Raw genomic sequence first — 25229 nt, forward strand, 5'->3', positions numbered from 1 at the left:
TTAACGGGGCGCACTTTAAGCCTTAACGACGACGTCGCCACATACCAAAGCCGAGTAATGAGAAGAGTGCTCCTAGGCCGAATGAACCGCCGTAGATGTTCAGTTCTAACACGGCAGGATCATGATCAGATGCGCGGAAATGATCTTGATATTTAGGTAAATCACCTTTGAATTCACTGTTGTAATCAAACAGTGTCGATTCACCGCCGTTGATATGCCAATCGGTCGCATCCACCACTTTGCCTTTCAAACTTTTGCTGACCAGCAAATGATCCAGTGCGCCAACTTCATCATTAAATGAGTAACTCCAGCTCTCTGGGTGTTTTATGGCCACGGCGTTAAGGTACCCATAATTGTGAGTAATCAACGCGCCATCATCACCAAATTGAGGAGTACCTGCAATGTAAGTATTACGTGCCGCACGAATGGTTTTGCCATACTTCTCTGGGCTGTAGTCCGTCAATACGAGCATCGGGTCTTCCATACCGTAAGAGTTCATATCACCCAAAATGACTTTATGCCCTTTTATTTTTTGTAACGCTTCACCTAAAGCAACTGCAGCTGCGACACGGAATTGTTCACATGCACCTTGAAAATCAAGATCTTTGCCGCCTTGCCCACCTTGTTCAACTGGTGCGGCATCTTCCCAACATGCCGAGCCTTTGGATTTTAGATGGTTAACCGCGACGGTAATTTTCTCATTGCCACCTTTAACTTTGAAGGTCGGTGCAAGCGTGTCACGCTGGTAATTTTTACCATCTTCAATCACTTTACCTTTGTCATCCAACACTTCTGGTGCTTGTTGGCTTGGCATTGGAATTACACGATTCTCTGTCAACTTCACTACTTTTTCACGATAAATCACTCCTGTGGTGATCACATCCGTGCCAATAGAATCAAGTTCATCGGTCACACCATCATTATTTGAGTCAATCGCGACAAAACGGTAATGCTTTTTCTTATCCGAGATCTGGCTGTTGATCTGATTGACCAATTGCGCAATCGCCGAACCTGCACCGAAACCGTTATTCTCAATTTCCATCAAACCGACAATATCGGCATCCAAACGTACAATCGCATTAACGATCTTCGCTTGCTGCAATTCAAATTCTGCAAGGTTATGAGCACCACGATTATCACCATGCTGATTTGCATCACCGCCAAACGGCGAGTTGAAATAGTTAAGCACGTTGAATGTGGCAATGCGCAGATCGCCTTCATCGATATCCGGTTTCTCGCTGCGAGGATCATTGCGCACGAAATTCTCTTGGTTGAGCGAATTGGTCACAATCAGACGATATTCGTTGTAACCGTATGAGAGCACACCTTCTAAACCTATGATGCTGTCATCAATGCGGATGTAATCTTCCGTCGAACCATTTTGATCAATATCACTGCGACCAAACTCTGGGTAGTACGGAATTTGGCCATCGGCGGCTTTCGCATCTGATTCAATAAACAAGCGGCGCTGCGCGTTTTCGATGCTCTGCTGTTTGGCTTGCTCAGAGCCCGCAGCGAATAGCTGGTTCGGTTGCATGTTAATACGACCTTGCGCTAACACCATGTTATTGCGACGAGAAGCATAGTCATAACCAAAGGTGCGCGTCACACGCATATCCAGCTCTGGTGTGGTTTTTACCAACATGCCTTCATAACGCTCTAATGTGTGCTCAAAGTTCTCATCGGTGGGCAAAATCTCTATCGCGGTCGCTTGTGGAGCCTCTTGCTCACCTTGCTTTAGCCATTGGTTGTTTTCGACTTTAAGCTGTGTGAGGTTGTAATATTCCTGTACTTTACCTTTCACACAAACCACATCCCCCGGTTTTAAACTTGAACTTGATTGATCGGTAAAAACAAACAAACCTTCAGAGGTATTTAAGTTGTAATCATCTTCCAACGCTTGCAGATAAAAACCCTTAGTCAACCCTGTGGTAATGGCACTCACGACACCTTTGACAAAATATTCTTGGTCGGTGATGTAAGGGTAGCCACTAATAAAAGGAGAGGTTTGCCCTTCGCCTTGAATGGCTTGAATAGAAGTAAAGGTGGACTCAGATCCCTCTTGAGTACAGGTAAATTCAGCCGGTGGCTCAACGGCATCGAGTGCGCCTAACCCTTCAATATTATCCTTGGTTAGCGCGCTCCACTGCGCAGCTTGATAAGCCGCTGAGGGCGTGAGGCTATCGCTATTACGCACTAAAGTGGTGTCCTTGCCCCAGTTAATGCCGCCCATCACTCCCAACACATCATGTACGCTACCATCACTGTTTAGCAGCGCCACCGGATCATCACCGTTAAAATTAATCACCGAGCCATCATTTTCATCACTCACCGCTTGGATAGCACTATTGGCGCTGGCATGAGAAATTACTAACACATCGTTCGCGGCAATTACTCGCCCAGTCAGGGGCAACTGTGTATCCCAGTTCCCACCGCCATTGCTTGATTTCGCTAAAATGAAATTGTCTAAACTGACGGATGCATTGCTAGTGTTAGCAATTTCGATGGCCTTATTGAAGCTGCTGCCTTCTACATACTGAGAAATAATAATCTCAGCTTGAGCTGATACAGCCAATGTGGAACTTATCGCCGCAGCGAGTAATGTTCGGCCAAAGGGTTTAATTCGTGTCGATTCCATTGTTCACCTCTTTCCCTGCTCTGTAACCGAAGTGGTAAGCAAGGTGTTGTAAATCACGTTTATAAAGGGGATTGGTTCCATTTGCGCGTACAGTGTTGTGTTTTTAAATGAAAGATAAAAACATTCACCATTCATATCGAGATCAACATCGCATAGCTAGAGCAAATACTTGAACTAAGCGCAAACTTTCAACAAAGAAGGTAAAGGGGGTTTTCGACAGTGATATTGCAGTGAGGTGAACAGTCTTATTTTTCTAAAAAGAAAAGCAAACAAGGTGCTTCGTACACGACAAACACCTTAGTTTGATTATTGTGGCTGGCTAAAAGAGAGGTAGCGATCAAAGACCGCCTGCGCGCGACCAGTTTGCTGCGCATCGAGAAAATAGTCATTAAGCTGATTTAACAGCGGCATCGAATTTTCTAAGCTACGGCGAACTTGCACGTGGTACGGCTTGTTTCTAGCGAGAAAATGATGAACGATTGGCCGATCAATTTTATATAAACCCAACTGAATTCCACCATAAATGGGTTCAATTTCACTCACAAACCAATCACACCGCTCTTTTTGCAGCATATTCAGCGCTTGCTGTACGGAATTTAAATAGAGAGAGGGTTCTCTAGACAGTGCAAAATTCTCATAATTAAAGCCATTAACTCCGCATAATACGCCATCAACGGATGGGTCTTTTAAATCTTCATGGTTGTCTGGCAGCGTAAAATAACCGAGTTGAATCGTATAAAGCGGGACCGAAAAATAGCTGTACTCAGCCCTTTCTGCGCGATAACTTGCATCCCATGTCAGATCGCAGCGACCGCGCTCTTGCGTCAGTTCATGTTGGACTCGCGCCCAAGGCATAAAATAAAACTGGTAATCGATGTTGTGAGATTTTAATGCGTCCAACACCAGAGTTGTGGCTGAGCCAGTCAAGGAATCGGCTTTTTCTTGATACGAGCTTCCCTGCCAATAGGTGAACGGGGGCCAAACATTCACATCACCAACACAAATACGAACTGGCTCTGCGGCGGCGGCACTACAGATGAACATCAATCCTAATAACAGCAGTCGTCTCATGTTCAAAACTCATCATCATGGTTATGATTTAAAGTGTAGACCTAAGCCTACAATACAAAGAGAAAGATCAAATTTTATTAAGCAGAAGTAAAAAATAAAGCTAGGAAAACCTAGCTTTATTTAATGCGAAAGGAGTTAGATTGTCGCAGGAAAAACTAAGGACGCTCGACAAACCCTACCGCTTTAAATGCTTTTTTCAAAGTGATCGCAGCGCGGGCCGAGGCTTTTTCTGCACCCGCTTTCATTACTGAATCAAGATACGCGCGATCTTCTCGAATGCGCGCGTATTCAGCTTGAACAGGCTCCAGCATGGCAACCAGCGCTTCGCCAACATCTTTCTTGAAAGGGCCGTACATCTCAACACCTTGATATTGCGCTTCAATCTCAGCAAAGCTTTTGCCTGTCGCCGCAGAGTACAAACTCATCAAGTTGGAGATGCCCGCTTTGTTTTCGGTATCAAAAGCGATGCGTGGTGGCGTTTCAGTATCTGTCTGAGCCTTATTAACCTTCTTGATAATCGACTTTGGATCTTCCAGCAAAGTGATGACATTCTTACGGTTATCATCTGACTTAGACATCTTTTTCGTCGCATCTTGCAGGCTCATTACTCGCGCGTTCACTTGAGGAATGTAAGGCTCTGGAATGGTGAAGATCGGCTTTTCAGGACTATAGATGTTGTTAAAACGAGTCGCGATATCGCGCGCAAGTTCTAAGTGCTGCTTTTGGTCACTGCCCACGGGTACTTGGTGCGCGCCATAAAGTAGAATATCGGCCGCCATCAACACAGGATAACCGAATAAGCCCGCATTCACATCGTTCGCATAACGTGCTGATTTGTCTTTGAACTGAGTCATGCGGCTCAATTCACCCATCTGCGTGTAGCAGTTGAGAAGCCAACCCAATTGAGCATGCTCTGGTACGTGTGACTGAACAAATAGCGTGCTCTTTTTAGGGTCAACACCAACTGCAAGACAGATTGACAACGCATCTAACGTGGCTTCATGCAGTGCTTTCGGATCTTGACGAACCGTGATCGCATGCAGGTCAACCACGCAGTATTGACAATCATAGTCATCTTGCATCTGTTGCCATTGACGTAGAGCACCCAAATAGTTACCGATACTTAGTTCACCTGACGGTTGAACACCACTCAATACAATGGGTTTGCTCATAGGGATGATTTCCTTGCTACTTAAAATGAGATAAGACTGAAAATGTCTGTGAAAAAAACCGCGCTTATTCGCTAAGTGATACTTGATTTAGCGATAACGCGGTTTATGCAGTGTACTCATTGACGAGTATTTTACTAGCGCATTGTGTGAACTTTTATGCTGAAACTCGCAACACATCAAGCAATTGGTCGATACAGTCCGCCACGTAATCAGGGTTGGAAGCTGAAATGGGCTCACCGTGATTGTAGCCATAAGTCAAACCAAACGAATAACAACCCGCATTTTTAGCCGCTAAAATATCGTTTTTCGAATCCCCAACCATCAACATTTCCTTGGCCGTTAGTTGATGTTTATCCAATAGCCAGTTAAGCGCCATTGGATCAGGTTTTTTGATCGGGAAGGTATCACCACCAATCACATCACTAAAAAAGTGCTCAATACCATGTTGTACCAATACGTCAGGTACAAACTTAGACGGTTTATTGGTCACCAAAGCTAATGTGAACCCAGCGCTGTGTAGCTGCGCTAAGGTTTCTTTCACTTGGGGATATAAATGGCTCAGTTTATGGCCCGTTTGGGCATAAAATTCATCAAAACGCTCACGAGCGGTGGCTTTGATCTCATCGCTAAGATCAGGGTTGATGGTTAAACTTTGGCTAAGTGAGCGAGCGATCAGCATATCTGCACCATTGCCGACGTAATCACGCACTTGCATTTCTGATACTGATGAATAGCCTAACGATTGTACCGCTTGGTCGGCGGCTACGGCTAAATCTAGCACGCTGTCGAGCAAGGTACCATCGAGATCAAAGGCGATTAATTTAATTGAGCTTAAAGACATCTTAACTTCCGAATAATAGACAAGGGGCACAAAGCCCCTTGTTGCGTTATAAGTATGTTGCGTAGTGATTATTGAGGTGTAGTCAGTCTTATGACTTAGCGCGCCACTTTGGCTAATTCTGCGCGCATCTCATCAATCACAGTTTGGTAATTAGGTTGACCAAAAATAGCCGAGCCTGCGACAAACATATCTGCGCCCGCTTGCGCAATTTCACGAATGTTATCGACTTTGACCCCACCATCAATCTCAAGGCGGATATGACGACCCGATTGCTCAATCAATTGACGCACCGCGCGCAGTTTATCCAACGTATGCGGAATAAAAGATTGACCACCAAAACCAGGGTTAACCGACATCAGCAAAATGAGGTCCACTTTATCCATAATAAATTCGAGATGCGCAAGTGGCGTAGCTGGGTTGAGCACTACACCCGCTTGGCATCCGTGCTCTTTGATCAATTGCAATGTGCGATCAACGTGATCAGAAGCTTCCACATGAAAAGTGATCATCGAAGCCCCTGCTTTGGCAAAATCAGGAATGATGCGATCAACCGGTTTAACCATCAGGTGGACATCAATCGGTGCCGTAACACCATAGTCACGCAGCGCCTTACAAATCGGAGCACCAAAGGTCAAGTTGGGAACGTAGTGGTTATCCATTACATCAAAATGGACAACGTCTGCCCCAGCGGCAAGCACTTTCTCAACATCTTCGCCAAGACGAGCAAAATCTGCTGAGAGTATAGATGGGGCAATTAGGAAATCTTTCATACCTGACCTCTTAGGCTAGTGGGCGCAAATGCGTGATGAGCAAAATTCGCCCGCAATTCTACCTAAGCTGGCCAAGATATCCTAGCGCGACACCCGATTTAACTGCGAAATGTTAACCTTCGCATTCCGCTGTATTGAACAGTGCCAACAACTCATCTACTTTGTTGCGCCCTGCTCCATTACGGCTAATGGTGCGCTTAACCTTGACCACGTTAAGTTCTGCACCATGATATAAACGGCGCGTTAACTTAGTGTCATGATTGGAAATCAGTACCGGTATGCCACGATCATTGGCGGCTTTTTCGGCGACATCGGCCAATGAGGCTTGATCATCCAATGAAAAGCCATTACCAGAATAAGAAGTAAAATTGGCGGTAGTAGAGAGTGGCGCGTATGGCGGATCGCAATAGACAACACAGCCCTTGCGAGCACGACGAAACGTCTCTTCGTATCCTTCGCAAATAAAGGTCGCTTTCTTGGCTTTCTCGGCAAAAAACTCCAATTCTGCTTGCGGGAAATAAGGCTTTTTGTAGGAACCAAAAGGCACATTGAAACCGCCTTTTTTGTTGTAGCGACATAAACCATTAAAACCAAAACGGTTCATGTATAAAAACGCCAACGAACGATACAGTACATCATCGGTTTTATTGAACTCTTTGCGAATATCGAGATACGCTTCTTTACGGTTGTTATCGGCCGTGAACCAACGCTTAGATTCGGTGATGTACAGTTCAGGTTGATCTTTGATCAGGTTGTACAAGTTGATGAGATCAGGATTGATATCGGCCAACAAATACTGTTCAAAATCAGTATTGAGGAACACAGAGCCAGCACCAACAAAGGGTTCAACCAGTTTACGCGCTGGCGGCAGGTGACGTTGAATCTCTTCGACTAGGCCATACTTACCACCAGCCCATTTAAGAAAGGCACGCTGCTTCTTCATTTACTGCTCTATCTTTCAACCACGAAATAAGGCTGCGGAATGTAACATATTTTTGCGTCAAGCTCAGCGTTATTTCGCACGATCAATCTCTCGCTGTACTTGGCTGAGCGATTTGGCCCAAGGGCCTTGCAATTGCAACGCTTTCGGTAAGGTTTCCACGGCATCACGCGCAAACTGGATGGTTGGATAATTACCATAGGTGATGATGTACCACTCCACATCATTGCGTGCTGTCGGATAAATACGCACCTTTTCTTGCAGCGCGTAGGTGTTAATAAAGTTTTGTGCTTCAGCAAGCGAACTGACTGCCGCTAATTGCAAAGTATAACTGCGTGGCGAGAAGGCTTTGAGTTCTTCTCTCGCAAAGGAGAAGGTGATTTTCGTTGGCGCAGCAGCAGTGGCAGTCTCACTTACTGGCACAGTTTGCGCCGTGCGGTTTTGTGCATCAGCAAGTGCATTATTAATCACTGACGTATCGGCTTTGGTCGAATTGCCTTCCAAAAGAGCATCCACAACATCAGACTCAATCACCACTCGTTGCTGATCGCTGTCAATTATGCCCACGCTCTCTGAATTCTCCATCACATCGGGTGGTAACGAACTGGAATCATCTTCAGCATCTAAATAACTCGGGTCACTTTTCGCAAGCTCCTTCCCATTATTGGTGGCGTCAGTTGCTGAATCATCGTTAAGCGTATTGACTGTTGGTGCAGCAGCATCCCCTAGCGTCGGAATCACCGTCTGCTCGAGTGTGCCTGTAATTTGCGACGCTTGCTCATCGGGTGAGGGCTGGGTGAATAGCCACCAGTAACCACCACCGATGATGAGCAGAAGCAGTAAAACCAAGGCAGCGATCTGCACAGGAGAACCGATAATCGAACGGATGATGATCCTTTTTTCCATTTTCTGCTCTCCTAATGCCATGATTTCCCCAGGCACGCGTTTCACCTTTTTGTAAGCGTTGCGTACGCGGCGCTCCATCTCATCGGGTACATAACGCATGACCAGGTTTTCAAAAAAGCGATCCGCTTCTTCATTGCTTAGTGCTTCAATCTCAAGCTCTACGGGTTTATGCTCTTGCCCGTAGCTTAAACGAGTCAGCAAAGCATCAAGACTATTGGCTTGTGCAAATAATACGACATTGATGGTCCACAATGGATTGGCTTGTGCTTCTAACACCAGCATCCATAGCTCAGACACTAAGGTTTCAGAGAGTAGATGAGCGTCATCGACAACAATCACCACATCACAACCGCCACCATCAAGCAGGCGAGCTAAGCTGTCAGAAAGTGTATCGTGAGGATTAAATAACGGGCCTGAAACGATTTGGGTAAGAATGGTCGCTCGACGTTGCTGGTCATCTTGATTGGGATGACACAGCAACAGCGATTGGTTTTTATCTTCGGCCCACGCTTCTAAATAACGCTGCGCTAACCAAGATTTACCAAAACCTAATCCACCACCAACGGTAATGACATTTGAGCCAAAATTGGTCAATAATTGCAAACGCTCAAGTAGCTCGACTTGCGAATCTAATTCCAATATACGTAATTCATTCGCCAAACTCATTAGGCCGTCCTACTGACAGACAACTGTCAAATTAGTATCAATGAAGATTTACAGGGTGCGGCAGAAGTCAATCGCTTGTTCAATGACCGCTTCGGGTACACCTTTCACTACTTGTGATGTACCAATACTGGTTGGTAGCACCAAACGTAGTTCGCCTGAAAGCACTTTTTTATCACGCATCATGTGTTGCATAAAGTCAGAAAACGACATGCTTTCGGGCGTATGAATCGGTAAATTTGCTCTTTTGAGTATAGAAACAATCCGCTCAACTTGCTGATCGTTAATTAAACCTTGTAACTGCGCCGTTTTAGCGGCCATCACAGTTCCGGCAGAAACCGCTTCACCGTGTAGCCAATTACCATACCCGAGCTGCGCTTCAATCGCATGACCAAATGTATGACCTAGGTTCAACAACGCGCGAATTCCCGACTCTTTTTCATCTTGAGCGACAACATCGGCTTTAATTTGACAGCAGCGAGCGATGGCATAACTTAGCGCTTGCTCATCTAAGGCATAGAGTTTATCGAGATTCTCTTCCAGCCAGACAAAGAAATCATGATCGTAAATGATGCCATATTTGATCACTTCCGCCATACCAGCGGCAAATTCTCGCGCAGGTAAAGTCGCCAAACATTCAGTATCAATGATGACGGCTTTCGGCTGATAAAATGCACCAATCATGTTTTTACCTAAAGCATGATTGACTGCGGTTTTACCGCCAACGGAGGAGTCCACTTGCGAAAGCAGCGTGGTCGGTATTTGGATAAAATCGACTCCGCGCTGATAACAGGCTGCGGCGAATCCAACTAAATCACCAATCACGCCACCACCTAAAGCGATGATCACCACATCACGGCTGTAATTACCTTCCAGCAGGTAACTCATCACCGTGTTAAATGTATCTAAAGTTTTGTACTGCTCGCCATCTGGCAGTTCAAGCAAGGAGACGTTACAAGCATGCGGTGCAAGAAGGGCGAAGATTTTATCCGCGTACAAAGGCGCGACCGTCACATTACTGATGACGACGACTTTTTGTTTGGCCGATAAGAAAGAAAGGAGGGCCGGATCATTAAATAATCCGGCGCCAATTGAGATTGGGTAGCTACGCTCATCTAAACTGACCGTAATCCGTTCCATGGTTTGCACTCCAAAATAAAGAACTTAGGAATGTTCTTCTAGCATTTTTACGATCTCGTTGGCTACCACTTTTGCACCTTGATCGTCAGTACGAACCGTAAAATCAGCGATCTCAGCGTAAAGATCGTTACGTTCATCAGCCAAGCATTCTAAGACTTCACGTGGATTGTCTGTTTGAAGCAATGGCCGTTTTTTGTCACGGTTCGTGCGTGCAAGTTGTTTTTCAATCGTCGTTTCAAGGTAGACCACAATACCACGAGCAGATAAACGATTACGGTTTTCTTTACTCTTAACAGAACCACCGCCTGTTGCGAGTACAATACCTTGTTTCTCGGTTAGGTCATTAATTACAGCTTCCTCACGTTTACGGAAGCCCTCTTCACCTTCGACGTCAAATACCCATGCGATATCTGCGCCTGTACGCTCTTCAATGACTGTATCTGAGTCTAAAAACTCCATATGCAGTTGTTGAGCAAGATGTCTACCAATTGTACTTTTGCCGGCGCCCATTGGGCCAACAAGGAAAATATTGCGTTTCTCAGCCATGTTTAGCAGTAATTTACAACGTTAATTCAATGACATCGCCACAAGATTAGCCAGTATAATACTGACCGTTAAGACGCTCGTGGCACCTATTCCTCACAGATGATTCGTGATAAGACCCGAAATTATCTAGATATGGTGCCACTAATGCAACTTTATTTTTTAACCAATCGCAATATCAGCCGTAAGTTATTGAATGACGACTTTCGGTGTCACGAAAATCAGCAGCTCACTTTTGCCCACTTGCTCATAGGAACGGCGGAACAATGCACCAAGTAATGGCAAATCACCAAGCAATGGAACCTTATCCACCGTATTGTTGACGCTATGTTGGAATATTCCACCAAGGACCACGGTTTCTCCATTATTGACCAATACTTGAGTGCCAATACGCTGAGTATTAATTGCAACCGCTTCTCCCGTCCCTGTTTTTACAATATCCCCAGGCCGGTCTTGAGTGACACTGAGATCTAACACTAAACGATTATCCGGCGTTATCTGCGGCGTCACTTTTAAACTCAGCACCGCTTTTTTGAAGGCGACCGTCGTTGCCCCGCTGGAAGAAGACTCCAGATAAGGGATCTCCGTACCCTGCTCGATATAAGCGGGTTTCTTGTTGGTCGTAATCAAACGAGGGCTGGAAATGATCTCCGCTTTCGACTCACGTTGCAGCGCTGAAAGCTCTAAATCCAACAACATATCCGACCCCAACTTAGCCACTTGGAAGGCAATACTTGAGGCGTTAGCAGAGGTCGCCGCTAAGTTTACGTTAAGGAAGTCATCAACGGGCAATGTGCTTTCCCCCAATTTGCCCACTTGGAATAAATTACTTTCAATACTTCCGCCTGCGGTGTTGTTGCCATTGGTCGAAGTAAAGCCCCAGCGTACGCCAAGTTCATCCAAATTACCTTCGTTGACCGTAACAATGCGCGCTTCAATCTGTACCTGTTTGACCGGGATATCGAGCGATTCAACAATTTGGCGTATCACCACAATATTCTCAGCCAATTCACGGATCAGCAGTGAGTTGGTTCGCTCGTCGATACTGATGGAACCTCGCTCAGACAACATGCTGACCGCCCCTTCACCGCCAATCATCTGCGCAATATCAGACGCCTTAGCAAAATTAATTTTGATGATTTCAGAGCGTAGATCGCCCAACTCTTCAGCCAAACGTGCCTTTTCAAGCTGCTGCTTTTCACGTAAATCCAACTCTTCTTTAGGTGCAACTAAAATCACATTGCCGTCAACACGCTTATCTAATCCCTTGACTTGCAAAATGATATCGAGCACTTGCTGCCAAGGCACGCCATCAAGCCGTAGCGTCAGGTTACCAGTGACCGAATCTGAGACGACTAGGTTAAACGCGTTATAATCTGCGATAAGCTGCAAAACATTTCGCACAGGAATATCTTGAAAGTTAATCGAGATAAGCTTGCCCTCTTTCTCAAGAATGCTCTTCGGCTTAGGTTTTTCTTGTTCTTTCAGTTTGCCAATCACCACCTCAAGGTATTTCCCTTTCAAGCTGTAATCATACTTAAACTCGCCATGAATGGTCGCCAGTAACTGTGTACTTGGCTCTTTGCGCAATACCTCGATACTCTCAACAACGGTTGCAAAATCTTTGACGTCTAAGACATACAGTTTCTCATTGGAGACATCCGTCTTAAGCAGTTCAATTTGTAAACCGTCAGCCACTTTCTGCACATTAACTACCGTCGAAGGTGATGCGAGTTCAACAATCAATACAGCGTCTTTGTTTTTATTGACTCGAAAATCAATGCCTTTAAGCTCGTTGGTCTGCGCCGTTTCTGCCGCCACACTTAGCCCTGCCATACTCAGTAATAAGCCAAATAAGAGGCTCCGAAATACCATAGTCATTTGTGTCTGTAGTCCTTTAATCATAGTGATTTCTCTAAATTCAAATTCTATTTCAGAGCCAATTTGACGTTACGTTGATTCCAACAACCTAAGCCGTCTGGCAAGGTTTCATTGATCAGCAGGTAATTGGAATCAACTCGAGTAACTTTGCCGTGATTCAAACCTAAATATTGTCCCGCTTTCACGTTGACGACCTTGCCTTGGGGCGTTTGCACTAATGCCGATACCGCGCCCCCGCTACTCATCACGCCTTTTAATCGAAGTTGATTAAGCGGATAGCGCTCTAGCTGGCCATTTTTACTGCGAGCCGGAGGTTGCCAGCAGTCTGCCTTCACTACAGGCTGATTTTGTACAATCGCCTCTTTAGGCAGCACAAAAGGTTCGCGGGATTCATGTTGCGCATAATGAGCAACTTCAAATTGAATAATGGGTTTTAATTTGGAGACTTCTTTGCGTGCTTGCCCCTCAACCTGCTCCACATAAACCTTCAATGAATCTTGATTCGCCTTACAACCAACCAATACGCTGGTACTAAACAGCACCATCAGCAGCAGATTATTGTTTTTCATCGTCCACCTCTTGCTTGAATTGATAGGTATAAGCGCGCACCCTAAAATGTAACGTGCTGCTTTCCTGGCTAACCCGTTGCCAATCAACATCATCGAAATTAATAATGCGGGGCAATTTCGCGATCGCCTCTGAGAAATCACCAATGTCGTGGTAATTCCCAGTTAATTCGATATTGAGCGGCAAACGATACAGAAACTCTTTATTCTGTTTTTCTCCCCAATCAATACGTGTAAAGGTTAACGCGTTATCTAGCCCTAGTTCATTGACCGACGCGAGCATGCTTGCGAGCTCTTTTTGCACGGGTAATTGGCGTAATAAAAAATCATAACGTTCAGTTAATTCATCCAGTTGAGCTTGCAACTGGGGTAAGGTGGCGGCTTTGCTGGCCTTAATCCGTAAGGTCGATTTCAGCACATCTTCTTGCTGTTTTAAGTTCTGCAATTGCTCATTTTGAGGCATAAGATAGAACCACGCGCCAACGCCTTGAATAATCAGCATCAACACCAAAATAACCAGCAGTTGAGGCAGCAACGGCCATTCAGCCATTTCATCCATATCAAGATCTTGAAAACTAGTCATGGACAGCTCCTGTAGGCCGAATCTTGGTTAGCACAGAGCCCTGTGGTGTCGGCGAATGAAACATAAATGACACTTTAAATGTCTGAAACTCCTTACCAAATCGCTTATTACCGTGCACGATAGAGTGCATGTTGACATCGGAAAGTAAGGCTGATTTTTCAAAATTATCGAGCATGGTCGCAAGACGCGCAGTGCTGTCACTGATGCCCGTAATTTCAATTTCTTCACCATTCATTTTGATCTTATCGACGTAGACTCCTTCAGGCATAAGCTGTGGCATCAGGTTCATCAACTCGGTGGTTTTATTGCGTTGGCTTTGCAATGACTCGACGACCGACAAGCGAGTTAATAGTGCCTTGTGTTCTTGTTCCGTCATTTTTAATGCATTGATCTGTTTATCAAGCTGCTGAATGTATTGATTCAAATAAGCCAAACGAGACTCTTGCTGCTGCGCTTGCCCAGAGAAATACAAACCGATACCCCATTGAATACCAACAGCGCTCATCACACCTAAGACGACCAAGCCCATAAAACGACGCTTATGCGCCGCTCTTTGTTCCTCTCGCCAAGGCAGTAAGTTAATACTATGCAACATGAGAAGACTCCAACCACTCAATACCACGCAGTGCAAGGCCAGCCGCGGTGCTAAAACTCTGCCCAGACTGCTTACCTCGCTGGCGTTTCGCTAACTTATTGTTAAACAGAAGGAAGGGATCGAGAATTTCGCACTCAAGCTTGAGACGCCGCGAGATCTCTTGCGCCAACATCGGAGTATCTGCACCACCACCTGAGAGCCAAATGCCTGCTAAACTGCCCGCGCCATTGACGGAGGTGAAAAGCTGCAACTGACGTTGAAGTCGCTCGATCAACTCATACACAAAGCGCTCGTTTTTATCGGCTAATTCTGCATTGGTGCCCGACATCGCGCTGTCTTGGGACAACCACTGACAACCGAGAGGGATTTCTTTATGAAAAGGGGCTTTATCAGTAAAATCAATACAGAGCGCCGTTTGGGTATGGCCCACATCCATGAGCATCCAATCGCTGCGATGTTGTGCCCTGCTCGCCAACTGCCAAATGTTTAACAAACTGTGTATTTGCACATCAACCGCGATCGGTAAAAAGCCCGCTTTTTGAGCCGCTAACGCACGGCTTTCCACGACGTCTTTACGAGTGGCGTAAACTTGATAACTTACGGTGCTACTGCGACTTACGCTTTTTTCCATCACTTTGACGAAATCGAGACTCAGTTCTTCTATCGGGAACGGTGACTGATGAGAAAATGCCTGATAAATAGCAAACTCTTTTTCACGCGCCTGCAGGTCACTATCTATCTGTAATACCTTACTTATTACCGCATTGTCCGGTACCGATATGGCGACTTTGTGACTAAATAGTGGTAAACCCTTTCTTAGTTCTTTGAGTTTCTTTACAATTTTCTGATAATCCAGCGTGTGGTTATCGGAGAATATGTCCTCAGTAATAAATAATTCTTTATAACCGACGAGTGCATATGAATCACCCGCTAGCTTTAACACCACCGCTTTAATACTATGGTGGCCAATATCTATACCCGTAACCATTGATTTACCCATACGGCTTAGCTCCAGTAACGCTGCTTAGGCTTAGCTCGATTTGCTTATTTTGAGGTTAAATAAGCCACAATTTATTTTTAGAGCTAAATTTTTAGCCTAGAGTACAAGGGTTTGCATAAGGGCAGCCTTAACTAAACAGGGATTATCCGGTGAAGTTCATAAAGCGATTGTTATTACTTTCATTGATTTGCATTATTCTTGGAGTCACTACGATATTTGGCTTCTATTTTTACGTGAAGCCAGACCTCCCCGATGTAGCGACTTTACGTGATGTACAATTGCAGACACCGATGCAGGTCTATAGTCAAGATGGCAAGCTCATCGCCCAATTTGGAGAAAAGCGCCGAGTTCCGTTGCGTATTGAAGAGATCCCGCCTGAACTTATCGAAGCGATTATCGCCACCGAAGATAGCCGCTTCTACGAGCACTATGGTTTTGACCCAATTGGTATCACGCGTGCTGCGGTCGCTGTGATCGCCTCAGGTAGCGCTAAACAAGGTGCAAGTACCATTACTCAGCAGCTTGCTCGTAACTTCTACCTCTCTAATGAGAAGAAGATCATGCGAAAAATCAAAGAGATTTTTATCGCTATTCATATCGAACAATTGCTGACGAAAAAAGAAATCCTAGAGCTTTATCTCAATAAAATTTATCTCGGTTACCGATCGTATGGAATTGGAGCGGCAGCCCAAGTTTATTTTGGAAAAGAAGTCAAAGATTTAACACTGAGTGAAATTGCCCTGATTGCAGGACTTCCCAAAGCACCTTCAACCATGAACCCTATCTATTCTCTAGATCGCGCGACTAACCGCCGTAACGTGGTGCTACAGAGAATGCTTGATGAGAAATACATAACCCCAGCGCAATATACGCAAGCCCGCTCTGAGCCCTTAATGTCGAAATACCACGGTGCTGAAATTGAACTTAATGCACCTTATGTGGCAGAAATCGCTCGTTCATGGATGGTGGAGCGCTATGGTGAAGAGTCGGCCTATACCTCTGGCATGATTGTCACCACAACGGTAGATTCCAAACAGCAGCAAGCCGCGAGTAAAGCTGCAATCAATAACCTACTCGCCTATGATGAGCGTCATGGCTATCGCGGTGCTGAAAAAGTAGTTTGGAAAGAAGGCCAAACGCCATTGAATGAACAGCAACTGGCCGAGCACTTAAATAATGAACCGACTTATGGAGATTTATTACCAGCCGTCGTTACCCACGTAAGCAGCCAATCGGCTACGGTTTGGGTTAAGAACCAAGGATTGCAGACCATTGAATGGCAAGGCATGAACTGGGCTCGCCGTTTCTTAACTGATTCTCGACAAGGACCGGTTCCGAGTACAGCGACGGAAATCATCGCCGCTGGTGAACAAATTTGGGTACGTAATCGTGCTGAATATAGTGATGAGCATACCACCGACGAAGTACCACAGTGGTACTTAAGCCAAGTACCCAATGCCAACACTGCCTTTGTTGCCATGAACCCAGAAAATGGTGCGGTACTGGCGCTGGTTGGCGGCTTTAACTTTGTGCACAATAAATTTAACCGTGCGACTCAATCGGTGCGCCAGGTCGGCTCAAGTATTAAACCCTTTATCTACTCTGCCGCCATCGATAAAGGCATGACCTTAGCGACGCTCATTAATGATGCGCCGATTAACCAGTGGGACCAAAGCCAAGGTACAGCATGGCGTCCTAAAAACTCACCACCGACTTATATTGGCCCAACTCGTCTTCGCGTTGGCTTGGCTCAATCCAAAAACGTGATGGCGGTGAGAGTGCTACGCGCTGTTGGGCTGGATGAAACACGTGAGTATCTCACTCGCTTTGGTTTTGATATTGACCAAGTACCACGCTCAGAAACCATTGCCTTAGGTGCGGGGAGCTTAACGCCGGTTAAGATGGCGCAAGGCTATTCCGTGTTTGCCAATGGTGGCTATTATGTTGAACCCTATTACATCAGCAAAGTTGAAGATCCCTTTGGCAAACTTGAGTATCAAGCCACACCAAAAGTCGTTTGCCAACAGCAATGCACCCCAGACACAAATGAGTTCGATGAGCAAGATGTTGCATCGCACTATGCTCCACAAGTAATTTCCGAACAAAACGCATTTCTTGTCCGAGAGATGATGTACAGCAATATTTGGGGTGGCGGAAATTGGCGTGAAGGAACGGGTTGGAATGGTACAGGCTGGCGTGCACAAAAGCTGGGGCGTCGTGATATTGGTGGTAAAACAGGAACGACCAATGACTCCAAAGATGCGTGGTACAACGGCTATGCACCGGGCATGGTCGCTATTGCTTGGGTCGGATTTGATGATCATAACCGCAACTTAGGTAGGACAACCGAAAACAGCAATGTAGATGACGATGGTGTGTCCGGTGCGGAAGCGGGAGCAAAAACGGCACAACCCGCTTGGATTGATTTTATGCGTCAAGTACTGGTCAATGTGCCAGCGCAAGACAAACCCATTCCCGCCAATATTGTGCGGGTAAGAATCGATATCGATACCGGCCTGTTAACCAATAAGTTTGATTCAAGCTCGATGTTTGAATACTTCATTCAAGGCACTGAGCCAACCGAGTATGTCGCAGAGAGTGTCTCTGACAACATCTACTCTTCACCTACAGGTGAAGAGCTATTCTAAAGCTCAGTAAAAAGAGGCTAAATTTAGCCTCTTTTTTTATTTCTCATTTAGCTTCGTTTTGATTGCGTGAGCCAACTGCTCAAAACGCTGCCTCAATGGCGATCCCGGCCGATAAGCTAATACTAAGCGGCGTGAAGGCTGCGGGTTGACCGCTTTAAGGTAACAAACGCCATCCTTCTCTTTCACATCTGGTAAAGAGAGTTCAGGTAACAGGGTAATTCCCCCACCCGCTGCGACCATATTACGCAGCGTCTCTAAGCTGGTCGCTTTAAAACGTTCGTCATCTTTTGCGCCTGCCGCAAAACAGAAGCCTAAGGCTTGATCGCGTAAGCAATGACCGTCACCTAAAGCCAATACCGTTCGCCCTTTCAAATCCAACATACTTACTTCACTTTTTGCAGCCCATTCATGCCCACTAGGCACGGCAATACTCAATGCTTCGTCATACAGATCAATCTCTTTAAAGTGAGCCGTTTCCGCAACGGAGGCCAACACTAAACAATCGAGTTTTCCATCTTCTAACTGGCGCACAAGCTGTTGGGTTTGCGCTTCGTGTAAATAGAGCTCCAGTTCAGGAAATTGCTCTTTTAAAAAAGGCACAATACGCGGCAAAAGGTAGGGGCCTAAAGTGGGAATGAATCCAATATGGATAGGACCACTCATCGAGCCGCCTTGGCCGCTGGCCATATCTCTGAAGGTTTTGATTTCACTTAAAATACGCTTGGCCTGATCGACCAATTGTAGGCCCGAATCGGTGAACAACACTCGGCGACTGCTGCGCTCTAATAATACTGTTCCCAGCTCATCCTCCAGTTTGCGGATCTGGCCACTGAGTGTTGGCTGGCTCACAAAACAAGCTTCTGCTGCTTTACGAAAATGTTTATGTTCAGCTAATGATACTAAGTACTCAAAATCACGAATGTTCATCTTCAATCTCAATAGAATCCACCTATCAAAAACATAGCATCAAACGATTGGAGCTATCAAAGGTTTTCTTCCATAATAGCTTCAACAAATGAGAGCAGCGGCTCTTAAAATCATAACCTAACTTAGAAAATCACAAGGAAAATAGAATGTTAGTATCTAAAGAAGGCCAAGCGGTACCACAAGTCACTTTCCCTACTCGTCAAGGTGATGCTTGGGTTAATCTCACAACAGATCAATTATTCAAAGGTAAAACCGTTATCGTATTTAGCTTGCCAGGTGCCTTCACCCCAACCTGTTCATCAAGCCACTTGCCGCGTTACAACGAACTGTACCCGGTGTTTAAAGAGCATGGCGTTGATGACATCCTATGTGTTTCGGTGAACGATACCTTTGTGATGAATGCTTGGAAAGCAGACCAAGAAGCAGAGAATATTACTTTCATTCCTGATGGCAATGGCGAATTTACTGACGGCATGGGTATGTTAGTTGATAAAAGCCAAATCGGTTTTGGCAAACGTTCATGGCGTTACAGCATGTTAGTCAAAGATGGCATCATCGAAAAAATGTTTATCGAAGCTGATGAACCGGGTGACCCGTTCAAAGTATCAGATGCTGATACTATGCTGAAATACATTGCACCTAACTATAAAACACAAGAATCGGTTACCGTATTTACTAAACCAGGTTGCCCATTCTGCACTAAAGCAAAACAACTCTTGATTGACCACGGTCTTCAATATGAAGAAGTGGTATTGGGTAAAGATGCAACCACAGTGAGCTTACGAGCTATCACAAGCCGTACCACCGTTCCGCAAGTTTTCGTTGGTGGTAAACACATCGGCGGCAGCGAAGAGCTAGAAGCTTACCTGGGCTAATCACGCCTGCCCTAGGAAAATCTTCCTAGGGCATCCTCCTCATTTAGGCTCAATGACAGCATTATTAAATGTTGCCATCGACTATTCACATTCCAAATTTAGAGAAAGCGATGATGAAACAGTTAAACGTTGATGTAGCCATTATTGGTGGTGGGACCGCAGGACTCGGCGCTTATCGTGCAGCAAAAGCACATACGACTAGTGTCGTCATGATCGAAGGTGGCCCATACGGAACCACATGCGCCCGCGTCGGCTGCATGCCATCTAAGTTACTGATTGCGGCCGCTGAAAGCGTCCATCACATCCATAAAGCTCCTGCTTTTGGTGTTCATCCTCAAGGTGAAATTGTCATTAATGGACGTGAAGTGATGGCGCGGGTAAAACGTGAACGTGACCGCTTTGTCGGATTTGTGCTTGAAGGCGTTGAGGAGATCCCCGCTGAAGACAAAATCTCAGGCTACGCCCAATTTATCGACAACCACACCCTACAGGTCGACAACCATACACGAATCAACGCCAAGCGGATCGTGATTGCTGCCGGTTCTCGCCCAGCCTACCCGGCCGTATGGAATGAACTTGGCGATCGCTTAATCATTAATGATGACCTATTTGAGTGGGACGACTTGCCCGAATCTGTTGCCGTATTTGGCCCGGGAGTTATTGGCTTAGAACTAGGCCAAGCCTTGCATCGTTTAGGGGTAAAAGTGAAGCTGTTCGGCATTGGTGGACAAGTTGGCCCATTAACCGACCCTGATGTAATGACTTACGCTGATAAAACGTTTAAGGAAGAATTCTATTTAGACGCTGACGTTAAAGTGGAAAGCATGAAACGCATTGCTTCTCCAACAGGCCAAAACGACAAAGTTGAAATCCAATTCATCAACCGTGAAGGGCAGCTCGAGACATTTGTCGTTGACTATGTGTTGGCGGCAACCGGTCGTCGCCCGAACGTAGATAAATTGGCAATTGAAAATACCGATGTAGCCCTTGATGCGCGCGGCGTACCAACAGCTGATCACTATACGCTGCAAACCTCTGTAGACAGTATTTTCATTGCTGGTGATGCCAGTAATCAACTGCCACTGCTTCATGAAGCAGCCGATCAAGGTCGTATTGCAGGGGATAACGCTGGCCGCTACCCAGATATTCGCGCCGGGCTTCGTCGTTCCTCTATCTCAGCGGTTTTTTCAGACCCACAAATTGCGATGGTCGGTGAATCCTACAAACAGCTAACCACTCGTTTGGGAAATTGTGGCTGTTTTGCTATCGGTACTGTGTCGTTTGAAAATCAAGGCCGTTCACGCGTCATGCTGCGCAATAAAGGGTTATTGCATGTGTATGGCGAACAAGGAACAGGGCGATTTTTAGGCGCTGAAATGATGGGGCCGAATGCAGAGCACTTGGCTCATTTGCTGGCGTGGGCACATCAAAATCAGATGACGATTTCACAGATGTTGGATATGCCTTTTTATCACCCCGTAATTGAAGAAGGCGTGCGCACCGCGCTGCGTGATCTAAACGCTAAACTGCATTTAGGTCCTGAGATGATAAAGCATTGCATGGACTGCGGTCCGGGCTGTTAATTTTCAACATCCATTCATGCGGTCGCCCTTGTGCGGCCGTTTTTTATACGCTTTAGTTTCAGCCACGCCTTAGACTCACACCTTCGCGCACGTTATACTGCCGTTATTTTCTCTTTAATGAACGCGCTTATGCCTTGCAATAACTGCCAATCTTCGTGGTTTTGGAAAAAAATCGGCCGCTGCCAACGTTGTATGGATCAGCTCACTGTTTTGTCAGTTGGGTGCTGGCTTGTGTGGTGGTGGTTATGCAGGGAGAACCCTAAAACCATTGAATCGATCAGCTTGCTAATAGCGGGCTTTGCCTTTAACGGTTTGCTGTTTTTACATCTGTGGATGAAGTTTGTGGTACTCCCTTGGCGTAAGCGGCAAGGGCGCGACAAATAAAAAGCTAAAGAGCACAAAAGAAAAAGCCCCAGAACCAATAGTAGGTTTGGGGCCTTCTTAGATTCTTCTAAGAAAAAGCAGTGGTACAGTTATAGACCACGCTTTTCTTAAATTGTTCCGTGATCATTCGATCTTTTTGAGATCTTTTTCCAAGGCCTCATTAACGGCAATGATCGCTTTGGTAATCAACGTATTAAGCGACGTTGACTCGCTTGATGATCTGCTCAACCAAATTGATCTCAAGCGCCACTTCATCACAAGCGTGCTGCCGTGGGCATTGTTCACAATCTTTAAGCACTTTCTCTGGCAGTAAGCTTTTTGAGGTTGGAATAAAATCATGCTTCATGAAAAACTCTGGCGTTCGAGTCAGAACAAACACTTTCTTAATCGCCATTTGCCGCGCTTTATTCACCAAATACGAGACGATCGCTTTTCCTTGTCCTTGACCTTGCCAACCTGCTTCTACACCAAGCGAACGAATTTCAGCCAACCCAGAGTCATAGACATATAACGAGGCGCATCCCGTCACTTCACCATGGTGTTCCGCCACGGCAAATGAACCAATATCGCGCACCAACTCATTGCGTGAACGGGGCAAGTTTTCTCCCATATTCGCCCAATAAGTGACCATACTTTCTAGCGTTTCAATATCCGTCAAACGGGCAGGACGGACTTTCACCGCCGTGGTGTCACGTTTGTCTAAACGTGCTTTAGCTTGATCAACCGCATAGGCCACTTGTTTTGGCGAAACGCCACCTAAAGCGCTGCGTTTTTCTAAGCAAGATTCAATGGTGAGGATCGCATAAACATCATCTTCAATGACCGATGAAAACTCTTTAAGCTCGGCAAGGGTCAGTTCTTCAAGCGCACACCCTTTCGCAATCGCGCCAACCACAGCTACGCCCACAATATGGTGCGCTTCACGGAAAGGGATCCCTTTGGCGACTAAATAATCAGCTAATTCGGTAGCATTGGCATAGCCTTGTTTGGCCGCTTCTAAAGTCCGTTCGGTTTTAATTTTGATGCCATCAAAGCAAAGCACAGCCATTTCCATGCAGTCGTTCCAAGTATCCAGCGCGTCAAACAGCCCTTCTTTGTCTTCTTGCATATCTTTGTTATAAGCCAATGGTAAGGCTTTGACCGTCATCATCATGCCCGCAAGCGAGCCATAAACACGGCCAGTTTTGCCACGGATCAGCTCTAATGCATCAGGATTTTTCTTTTGCGGCATCAAGGATGAACCCGAAGTCACGGTGTCAGCCAGTTCGATAAAACCAGACTCACCCGAGTTGTAGAAGATCATATCTTCCGCCAAACGCGATAAATGCAGCATCGAGATCGACGCCACCGACATCAATTCCATCACGTGATCTCGGTCGGATACTGAATCGAGCGAGTTACGCGTGGCACGGCGAAACCCTAAATGATGAGCAAGCTGTTCACGATCAATCGGATAGGCCGTACCTGCCAGCGCGCCGGAGCCAAGCGGACAAGTATCAAGGCGCTTAATCGCATCATTTAAACGAGAGTAATCACGCTCAAACATTTCAACATAGGCCAAACACCAATGCGCAAAGGTCACTGGTTGCGCACGTTGCAGGTGGGTATAACCGGGCAAAACCGTCGCTTGGTGCTGCTGAGCAACCGACACTAGTTTCGTTTGCAGGCGATCTAACCCCAACAGTAATTGCTGACCTTGCTGGCGGCACCACAATTTTAAATCGGTCGCGACTTGGTCATTACGAGAGCGCCCAGTGTGCAGCTTTTTGCCTAAATCACCCACTTTGCTGATCAACTGCTGCTCAACCCAAGAGTGAATATCTTCTGCATCAGAGCGTAAGATCTGCTCAGGATCTTCCATCACTTCCAGTTTGAGTTCGTTGAGCGCAAGTTCTAGTTTTTGCTGCTCCTCTTCGCCCAAAACATTCACTGACACCAACGCCTTTGACCATGCTATAGAGCCCACAATGTCTTGTTCAGCCAATCGGTAATCAAAGCGAAGTGAATCGTTGAACTCTTTGAACCTCGTGTCTGCTGCTTGGGTAAATCTACCGCCCCATAATGCCATTGCGTATCTCCTGCTCTTAGGTCGCGACTGAGCGTGACCACATCAAATTGCTCAATCATTTTTATAATAAAGATCGCTACTAGAGCGATCTTTTATTGTTATTTTTGTGTCTCTACCTTGGGTGTTAACCTAGGCTTTATTCTTCTTCGCTTCGTTCAATGCTCTGATCCGGCTTGCCAACGAATAGAGACGAATGAAGCCGCCCGCGTGGCTTTGGTCATACACAACATCTTCACCAAAGGTCGCAAACTCTTCCGAGTACAAGCTGTTTTCAGAACGTTTTTGCGTCACTGTCGCTTGCCCTTTGTAAAGCTTCACAACCACTTCACCATTAACATCCTGTGCCAGCTCATCGGCTGCGGCCATGATGGATTTACGCAGCGGAGTGAACCAACGGCCATCGTATACAAGATGCGACGCTTTGACACCCAGTTCTTCACGAAATTCGAATGAGGCTTTATCGAGCACTAACTGCTCAACAGCACGCAACGCTTCCATCATGATGGTGCCTCCTGGGGTTTCATAACAACCACGAGACTTCATACCAACCAAACGGTTTTCGACGATGTCGATACGACCAACGCCGTGTTTAGAGCCTTTCTCATTAAGGTAAACGAGTGCGTTGTAAGGCGTCATCAGTTCACCATCGACGCCAACGACTTCGCCTTTCGCGACCTGCAGTGTGACAAACTCTGGTTCATTTGGCGCTTGCTCTGGATCTACTGTCCATACCCAGCAATCCTCATTAGGGGCGTTCCAAGTACTCTCAAGCACGCCACCTTCGGTCGAAATGTGCCACGCGTTCGCATCACGCGAGTAAATTTTCGTCAATGAAGCGGCGCAAGGAATGTTACGCTCAGCAAGGAAATCAAGACACTCTTCACGACTCACGATGTCCCACTCACGCCAAGGGGCAATCACATGTAAATCAGGCGCTAGGGCTGCAAACGCACCTTCAAAACGCACTTGGTCATTACCTTTCCCCGTACAGCCGTGACACAGCGCATCGGCACCCACTTTACGCGCTACTTCAACTTGCGCTTTGGCAATGATTGGGCGAGCCATTGACGTCCCAAGTAGATATTTACCTTCGTAATAAGCGCCTGTTTTTAGTGTTGGGTAGATGTATTCAGCGACCATCTCTTCTTTAAGATCGACCACATAACACTCTGACGCGCCAGACGCTTTCGCTTTCTCTTCAATGCCGACCAATTCTTCTTCACCTTGGCCGACATCGGCAACAAAGGCAACCACTTCACAATCGTAGTTTTCTTTTAACCACGGAATGATCACCGATGTATCTAGACCGCCAGAATATGCGACAACGACTTTATTGACTTGAACCTTGCTCATCTTACTTTCTCCATTTCCCGGCGCTGCGCTTGGCGGTCAGTGCTCTGGGTGATTAATTACTTACAGCTGTTATCAACAACTG

The 25229-nt window shown here is 46.0% G+C and carries 21 protein-coding genes; 4 read left to right on the forward strand and 17 right to left on the reverse strand.

Annotated elements, in window-relative coordinates:
- Nucleotides 1-22: 22 nt before the first annotated feature.
- The 14 genes from AACV20_RS09895 to pilM all read right to left on the reverse strand — a co-directional run bounded on the left by AACV20_RS09895 (nt 23) and on the right by pilM (nt 15309).
- The gene (locus AACV20_RS09895) at nt 23-2638 is read right to left on the reverse strand and encodes an ExeM/NucH family extracellular endonuclease (protein ID WP_170907192.1); all 2616 of its coding nucleotides are present in this window, start codon (nt 2636-2638) and stop codon (nt 23-25) included.
- A 306-nt stretch (nt 2639-2944) separates the two neighbouring features.
- On the reverse strand, nt 2945-3709 hold the full coding sequence (locus tag AACV20_RS09900; RefSeq protein ID WP_088718007.1) for a substrate-binding periplasmic protein: 765 nt from the start codon (nt 3707-3709) through the stop codon (nt 2945-2947).
- Nucleotides 3710-3864: 155 nt separating this feature from the next.
- Nucleotides 3865-4881, reverse strand: a complete 1017-nt coding sequence (gene trpS / locus AACV20_RS09905; RefSeq protein ID WP_013855895.1) for a tryptophan--tRNA ligase — start codon at nt 4879-4881, stop codon at nt 3865-3867.
- Between the two features lie 154 nt (nt 4882-5035).
- Entirely contained in the window at nt 5036-5722 is a 687-nt protein-coding gene (locus AACV20_RS09910) for a phosphoglycolate phosphatase (RefSeq protein ID WP_170907193.1), read from the reverse strand.
- Nucleotides 5723-5817: 95 nt separating this feature from the next.
- Nucleotides 5818-6492, reverse strand: a complete 675-nt coding sequence (gene rpe / locus AACV20_RS09915; protein WP_013855893.1) for a ribulose-phosphate 3-epimerase — start codon at nt 6490-6492, stop codon at nt 5818-5820.
- Nucleotides 6493-6604: 112 nt separating this feature from the next.
- Complete coding sequence (locus AACV20_RS09920; protein ID WP_013855892.1) at nt 6605-7435, reverse strand: Dam family site-specific DNA-(adenine-N6)-methyltransferase; 831 nt, start codon at nt 7433-7435, stop codon at nt 6605-6607.
- A 69-nt stretch (nt 7436-7504) separates the two neighbouring features.
- Entirely contained in the window at nt 7505-9004 is a 1500-nt protein-coding gene (locus AACV20_RS09925) for an SPOR domain-containing protein (protein ID WP_013855891.1), read from the reverse strand.
- 48 nt (nt 9005-9052) lie between these two features.
- Nucleotides 9053-10141 (reverse strand): 3-dehydroquinate synthase, encoded by a 1089-nt coding sequence (aroB, locus tag AACV20_RS09930; protein ID WP_026027426.1) that lies wholly within the window; start codon nt 10139-10141, stop codon nt 9053-9055.
- Between the two features lie 24 nt (nt 10142-10165).
- Nucleotides 10166-10687, reverse strand: coding sequence for a shikimate kinase AroK (gene aroK, locus AACV20_RS09935; RefSeq protein ID WP_010317691.1), 522 nt, complete (start codon nt 10685-10687; stop codon nt 10166-10168).
- A 186-nt stretch (nt 10688-10873) separates the two neighbouring features.
- A complete protein-coding gene (locus AACV20_RS09940) occupies nt 10874-12559 on the reverse strand; it encodes a type IV pilus secretin PilQ (protein ID WP_371319560.1) in 1686 nt (561 codons plus the stop codon).
- Nucleotides 12560-12612: 53 nt separating this feature from the next.
- A complete protein-coding gene (locus AACV20_RS09945) occupies nt 12613-13134 on the reverse strand; it encodes a pilus assembly protein PilP (protein ID WP_017047272.1) in 522 nt (173 codons plus the stop codon).
- Nucleotides 13121-13714, reverse strand: coding sequence for a type 4a pilus biogenesis protein PilO (locus AACV20_RS09950; protein ID WP_094127497.1), 594 nt, complete (start codon nt 13712-13714; stop codon nt 13121-13123). Before AACV20_RS09950 ends, AACV20_RS09945 begins: the two co-directional genes overlap by 14 nt.
- A complete protein-coding gene (locus AACV20_RS09955) occupies nt 13707-14309 on the reverse strand; it encodes a PilN domain-containing protein (protein ID WP_017047271.1) in 603 nt (200 codons plus the stop codon). The genes AACV20_RS09950 and AACV20_RS09955 overlap by 8 nt, the downstream gene beginning before the upstream one ends.
- The gene (gene pilM, locus AACV20_RS09960) at nt 14299-15309 is read right to left on the reverse strand and encodes a type IV pilus assembly protein PilM (RefSeq protein ID WP_170907194.1); all 1011 of its coding nucleotides are present in this window, start codon (nt 15307-15309) and stop codon (nt 14299-14301) included. Before pilM ends, AACV20_RS09955 begins: the two co-directional genes overlap by 11 nt.
- Before the next feature lie 149 nt (nt 15310-15458).
- On the opposite strand from pilM, the gene AACV20_RS09965 reads away from it, so the two are divergent.
- A complete protein-coding gene (locus tag AACV20_RS09965; protein ID WP_170907195.1) occupies nt 15459-17957 on the forward strand; it encodes a penicillin-binding protein 1A in 2499 nt (832 codons plus the stop codon).
- A gap of 36 nt (nt 17958-17993) precedes the next feature.
- Here AACV20_RS09965 and oxyR read toward each other — a convergent pair whose 3' ends face one another.
- Nucleotides 17994-18884, reverse strand: coding sequence for a DNA-binding transcriptional regulator OxyR (oxyR, locus tag AACV20_RS09970; protein ID WP_026027425.1), 891 nt, complete (start codon nt 18882-18884; stop codon nt 17994-17996).
- A 146-nt stretch (nt 18885-19030) separates the two neighbouring features.
- Here oxyR and AACV20_RS09975 point away from each other — a divergent pair, with 146 nt between their 5' ends.
- The 3 genes from AACV20_RS09975 (at nt 19031) to AACV20_RS09985 (ending at nt 21726) form a co-directional block, all read left to right on the forward strand.
- Nucleotides 19031-19759: a glutathione peroxidase gene (locus tag AACV20_RS09975; protein ID WP_170907196.1), complete on the forward strand. Its 729-nt coding sequence runs from the start codon at nt 19031-19033 to the stop codon at nt 19757-19759.
- Nucleotides 19760-19872: 113 nt separating this feature from the next.
- Nucleotides 19873-21342, forward strand: coding sequence for a dihydrolipoyl dehydrogenase (locus tag AACV20_RS09980; protein WP_170907310.1), 1470 nt, complete (start codon nt 19873-19875; stop codon nt 21340-21342).
- A 129-nt stretch (nt 21343-21471) separates the two neighbouring features.
- Nucleotides 21472-21726 (forward strand): DUF3624 domain-containing protein, encoded by a 255-nt coding sequence (locus AACV20_RS09985; protein WP_013855880.1) that lies wholly within the window; start codon nt 21472-21474, stop codon nt 21724-21726.
- Nucleotides 21727-21919: 193 nt separating this feature from the next.
- Here AACV20_RS09985 and argH read toward each other — a convergent pair whose 3' ends face one another.
- Nucleotides 21920-23794 (reverse strand): argininosuccinate lyase, encoded by a 1875-nt coding sequence (gene argH, locus AACV20_RS09990; RefSeq protein WP_170907197.1) that lies wholly within the window; start codon nt 23792-23794, stop codon nt 21920-21922.
- Between the two features lie 129 nt (nt 23795-23923).
- The gene (locus AACV20_RS09995; protein ID WP_017043213.1) at nt 23924-25147 is read right to left on the reverse strand and encodes an argininosuccinate synthase; all 1224 of its coding nucleotides are present in this window, start codon (nt 25145-25147) and stop codon (nt 23924-23926) included.
- Between the last annotated feature and the right edge of the window lie 82 nt (nt 25148-25229).

Source organism: Vibrio sp. B4-6 (genome assembly GCF_963888245.1).
Lineage (GTDB): Bacteria > Pseudomonadota > Gammaproteobacteria > Enterobacterales > Vibrionaceae > Vibrio > Vibrio anguillarum.

Coding starts and splice junctions, on each gene's coding strand:
- AACV20_RS09895 (WP_170907192.1), bottom strand. CDS start 2,638: ATGGAATCGACACGAATTAAACCCTTTGGCCGAACATTACTCGCTGCG.
- AACV20_RS09900 (WP_088718007.1), bottom strand. CDS start 3,709: ATGAGACGACTGCTGTTATTAGGATTGATGTTCATCTGTAGTGCCGCC.
- trpS (WP_013855895.1), bottom strand. CDS start 4,881: ATGAGCAAACCCATTGTATTGAGTGGTGTTCAACCGTCAGGTGAACTA.
- AACV20_RS09910 (WP_170907193.1), bottom strand. CDS start 5,722: ATGTCTTTAAGCTCAATTAAATTAATCGCCTTTGATCTCGATGGTACC.
- rpe (WP_013855893.1), bottom strand. CDS start 6,492: ATGAAAGATTTCCTAATTGCCCCATCTATACTCTCAGCAGATTTTGCT.
- AACV20_RS09920 (WP_013855892.1), bottom strand. CDS start 7,435: ATGAAGAAGCAGCGTGCCTTTCTTAAATGGGCTGGTGGTAAGTATGGC.
- AACV20_RS09925 (WP_013855891.1), bottom strand. CDS start 9,004: ATGAGTTTGGCGAATGAATTACGTATATTGGAATTAGATTCGCAAGTC.
- aroB (WP_026027426.1), bottom strand. CDS start 10,141: ATGGAACGGATTACGGTCAGTTTAGATGAGCGTAGCTACCCAATCTCA.
- aroK (WP_010317691.1), bottom strand. CDS start 10,687: ATGGCTGAGAAACGCAATATTTTCCTTGTTGGCCCAATGGGCGCCGGC.
- AACV20_RS09940 (WP_371319560.1), bottom strand. CDS start 12,559: ATGGTATTTCGGAGCCTCTTATTTGGCTTATTACTGAGTATGGCAGGG.
- AACV20_RS09945 (WP_017047272.1), bottom strand. CDS start 13,134: ATGAAAAACAATAATCTGCTGCTGATGGTGCTGTTTAGTACCAGCGTA.
- AACV20_RS09950 (WP_094127497.1), bottom strand. CDS start 13,714: ATGACTAGTTTTCAAGATCTTGATATGGATGAAATGGCTGAATGGCCG.
- AACV20_RS09955 (WP_017047271.1), bottom strand. CDS start 14,309: ATGTTGCATAGTATTAACTTACTGCCTTGGCGAGAGGAACAAAGAGCG.
- pilM (WP_170907194.1), bottom strand. CDS start 15,309: ATGGGTAAATCAATGGTTACGGGTATAGATATTGGCCACCATAGTATT.
- oxyR (WP_026027425.1), bottom strand. CDS start 18,884: ATGAACATTCGTGATTTTGAGTACTTAGTATCATTAGCTGAACATAAA.
- AACV20_RS09975 (WP_170907196.1), top strand. CDS start 19,031: ATGTTAGTATCTAAAGAAGGCCAAGCGGTACCACAAGTCACTTTCCCT.
- AACV20_RS09980 (WP_170907310.1), top strand. CDS start 19,873: ATGAAACAGTTAAACGTTGATGTAGCCATTATTGGTGGTGGGACCGCA.
- AACV20_RS09985 (WP_013855880.1), top strand. CDS start 21,472: ATGCCTTGCAATAACTGCCAATCTTCGTGGTTTTGGAAAAAAATCGGC.
- argH (WP_170907197.1), bottom strand. CDS start 23,794: ATGGCATTATGGGGCGGTAGATTTACCCAAGCAGCAGACACGAGGTTC.
- AACV20_RS09995 (WP_017043213.1), bottom strand. CDS start 25,147: ATGAGCAAGGTTCAAGTCAATAAAGTCGTTGTCGCATATTCTGGCGGT.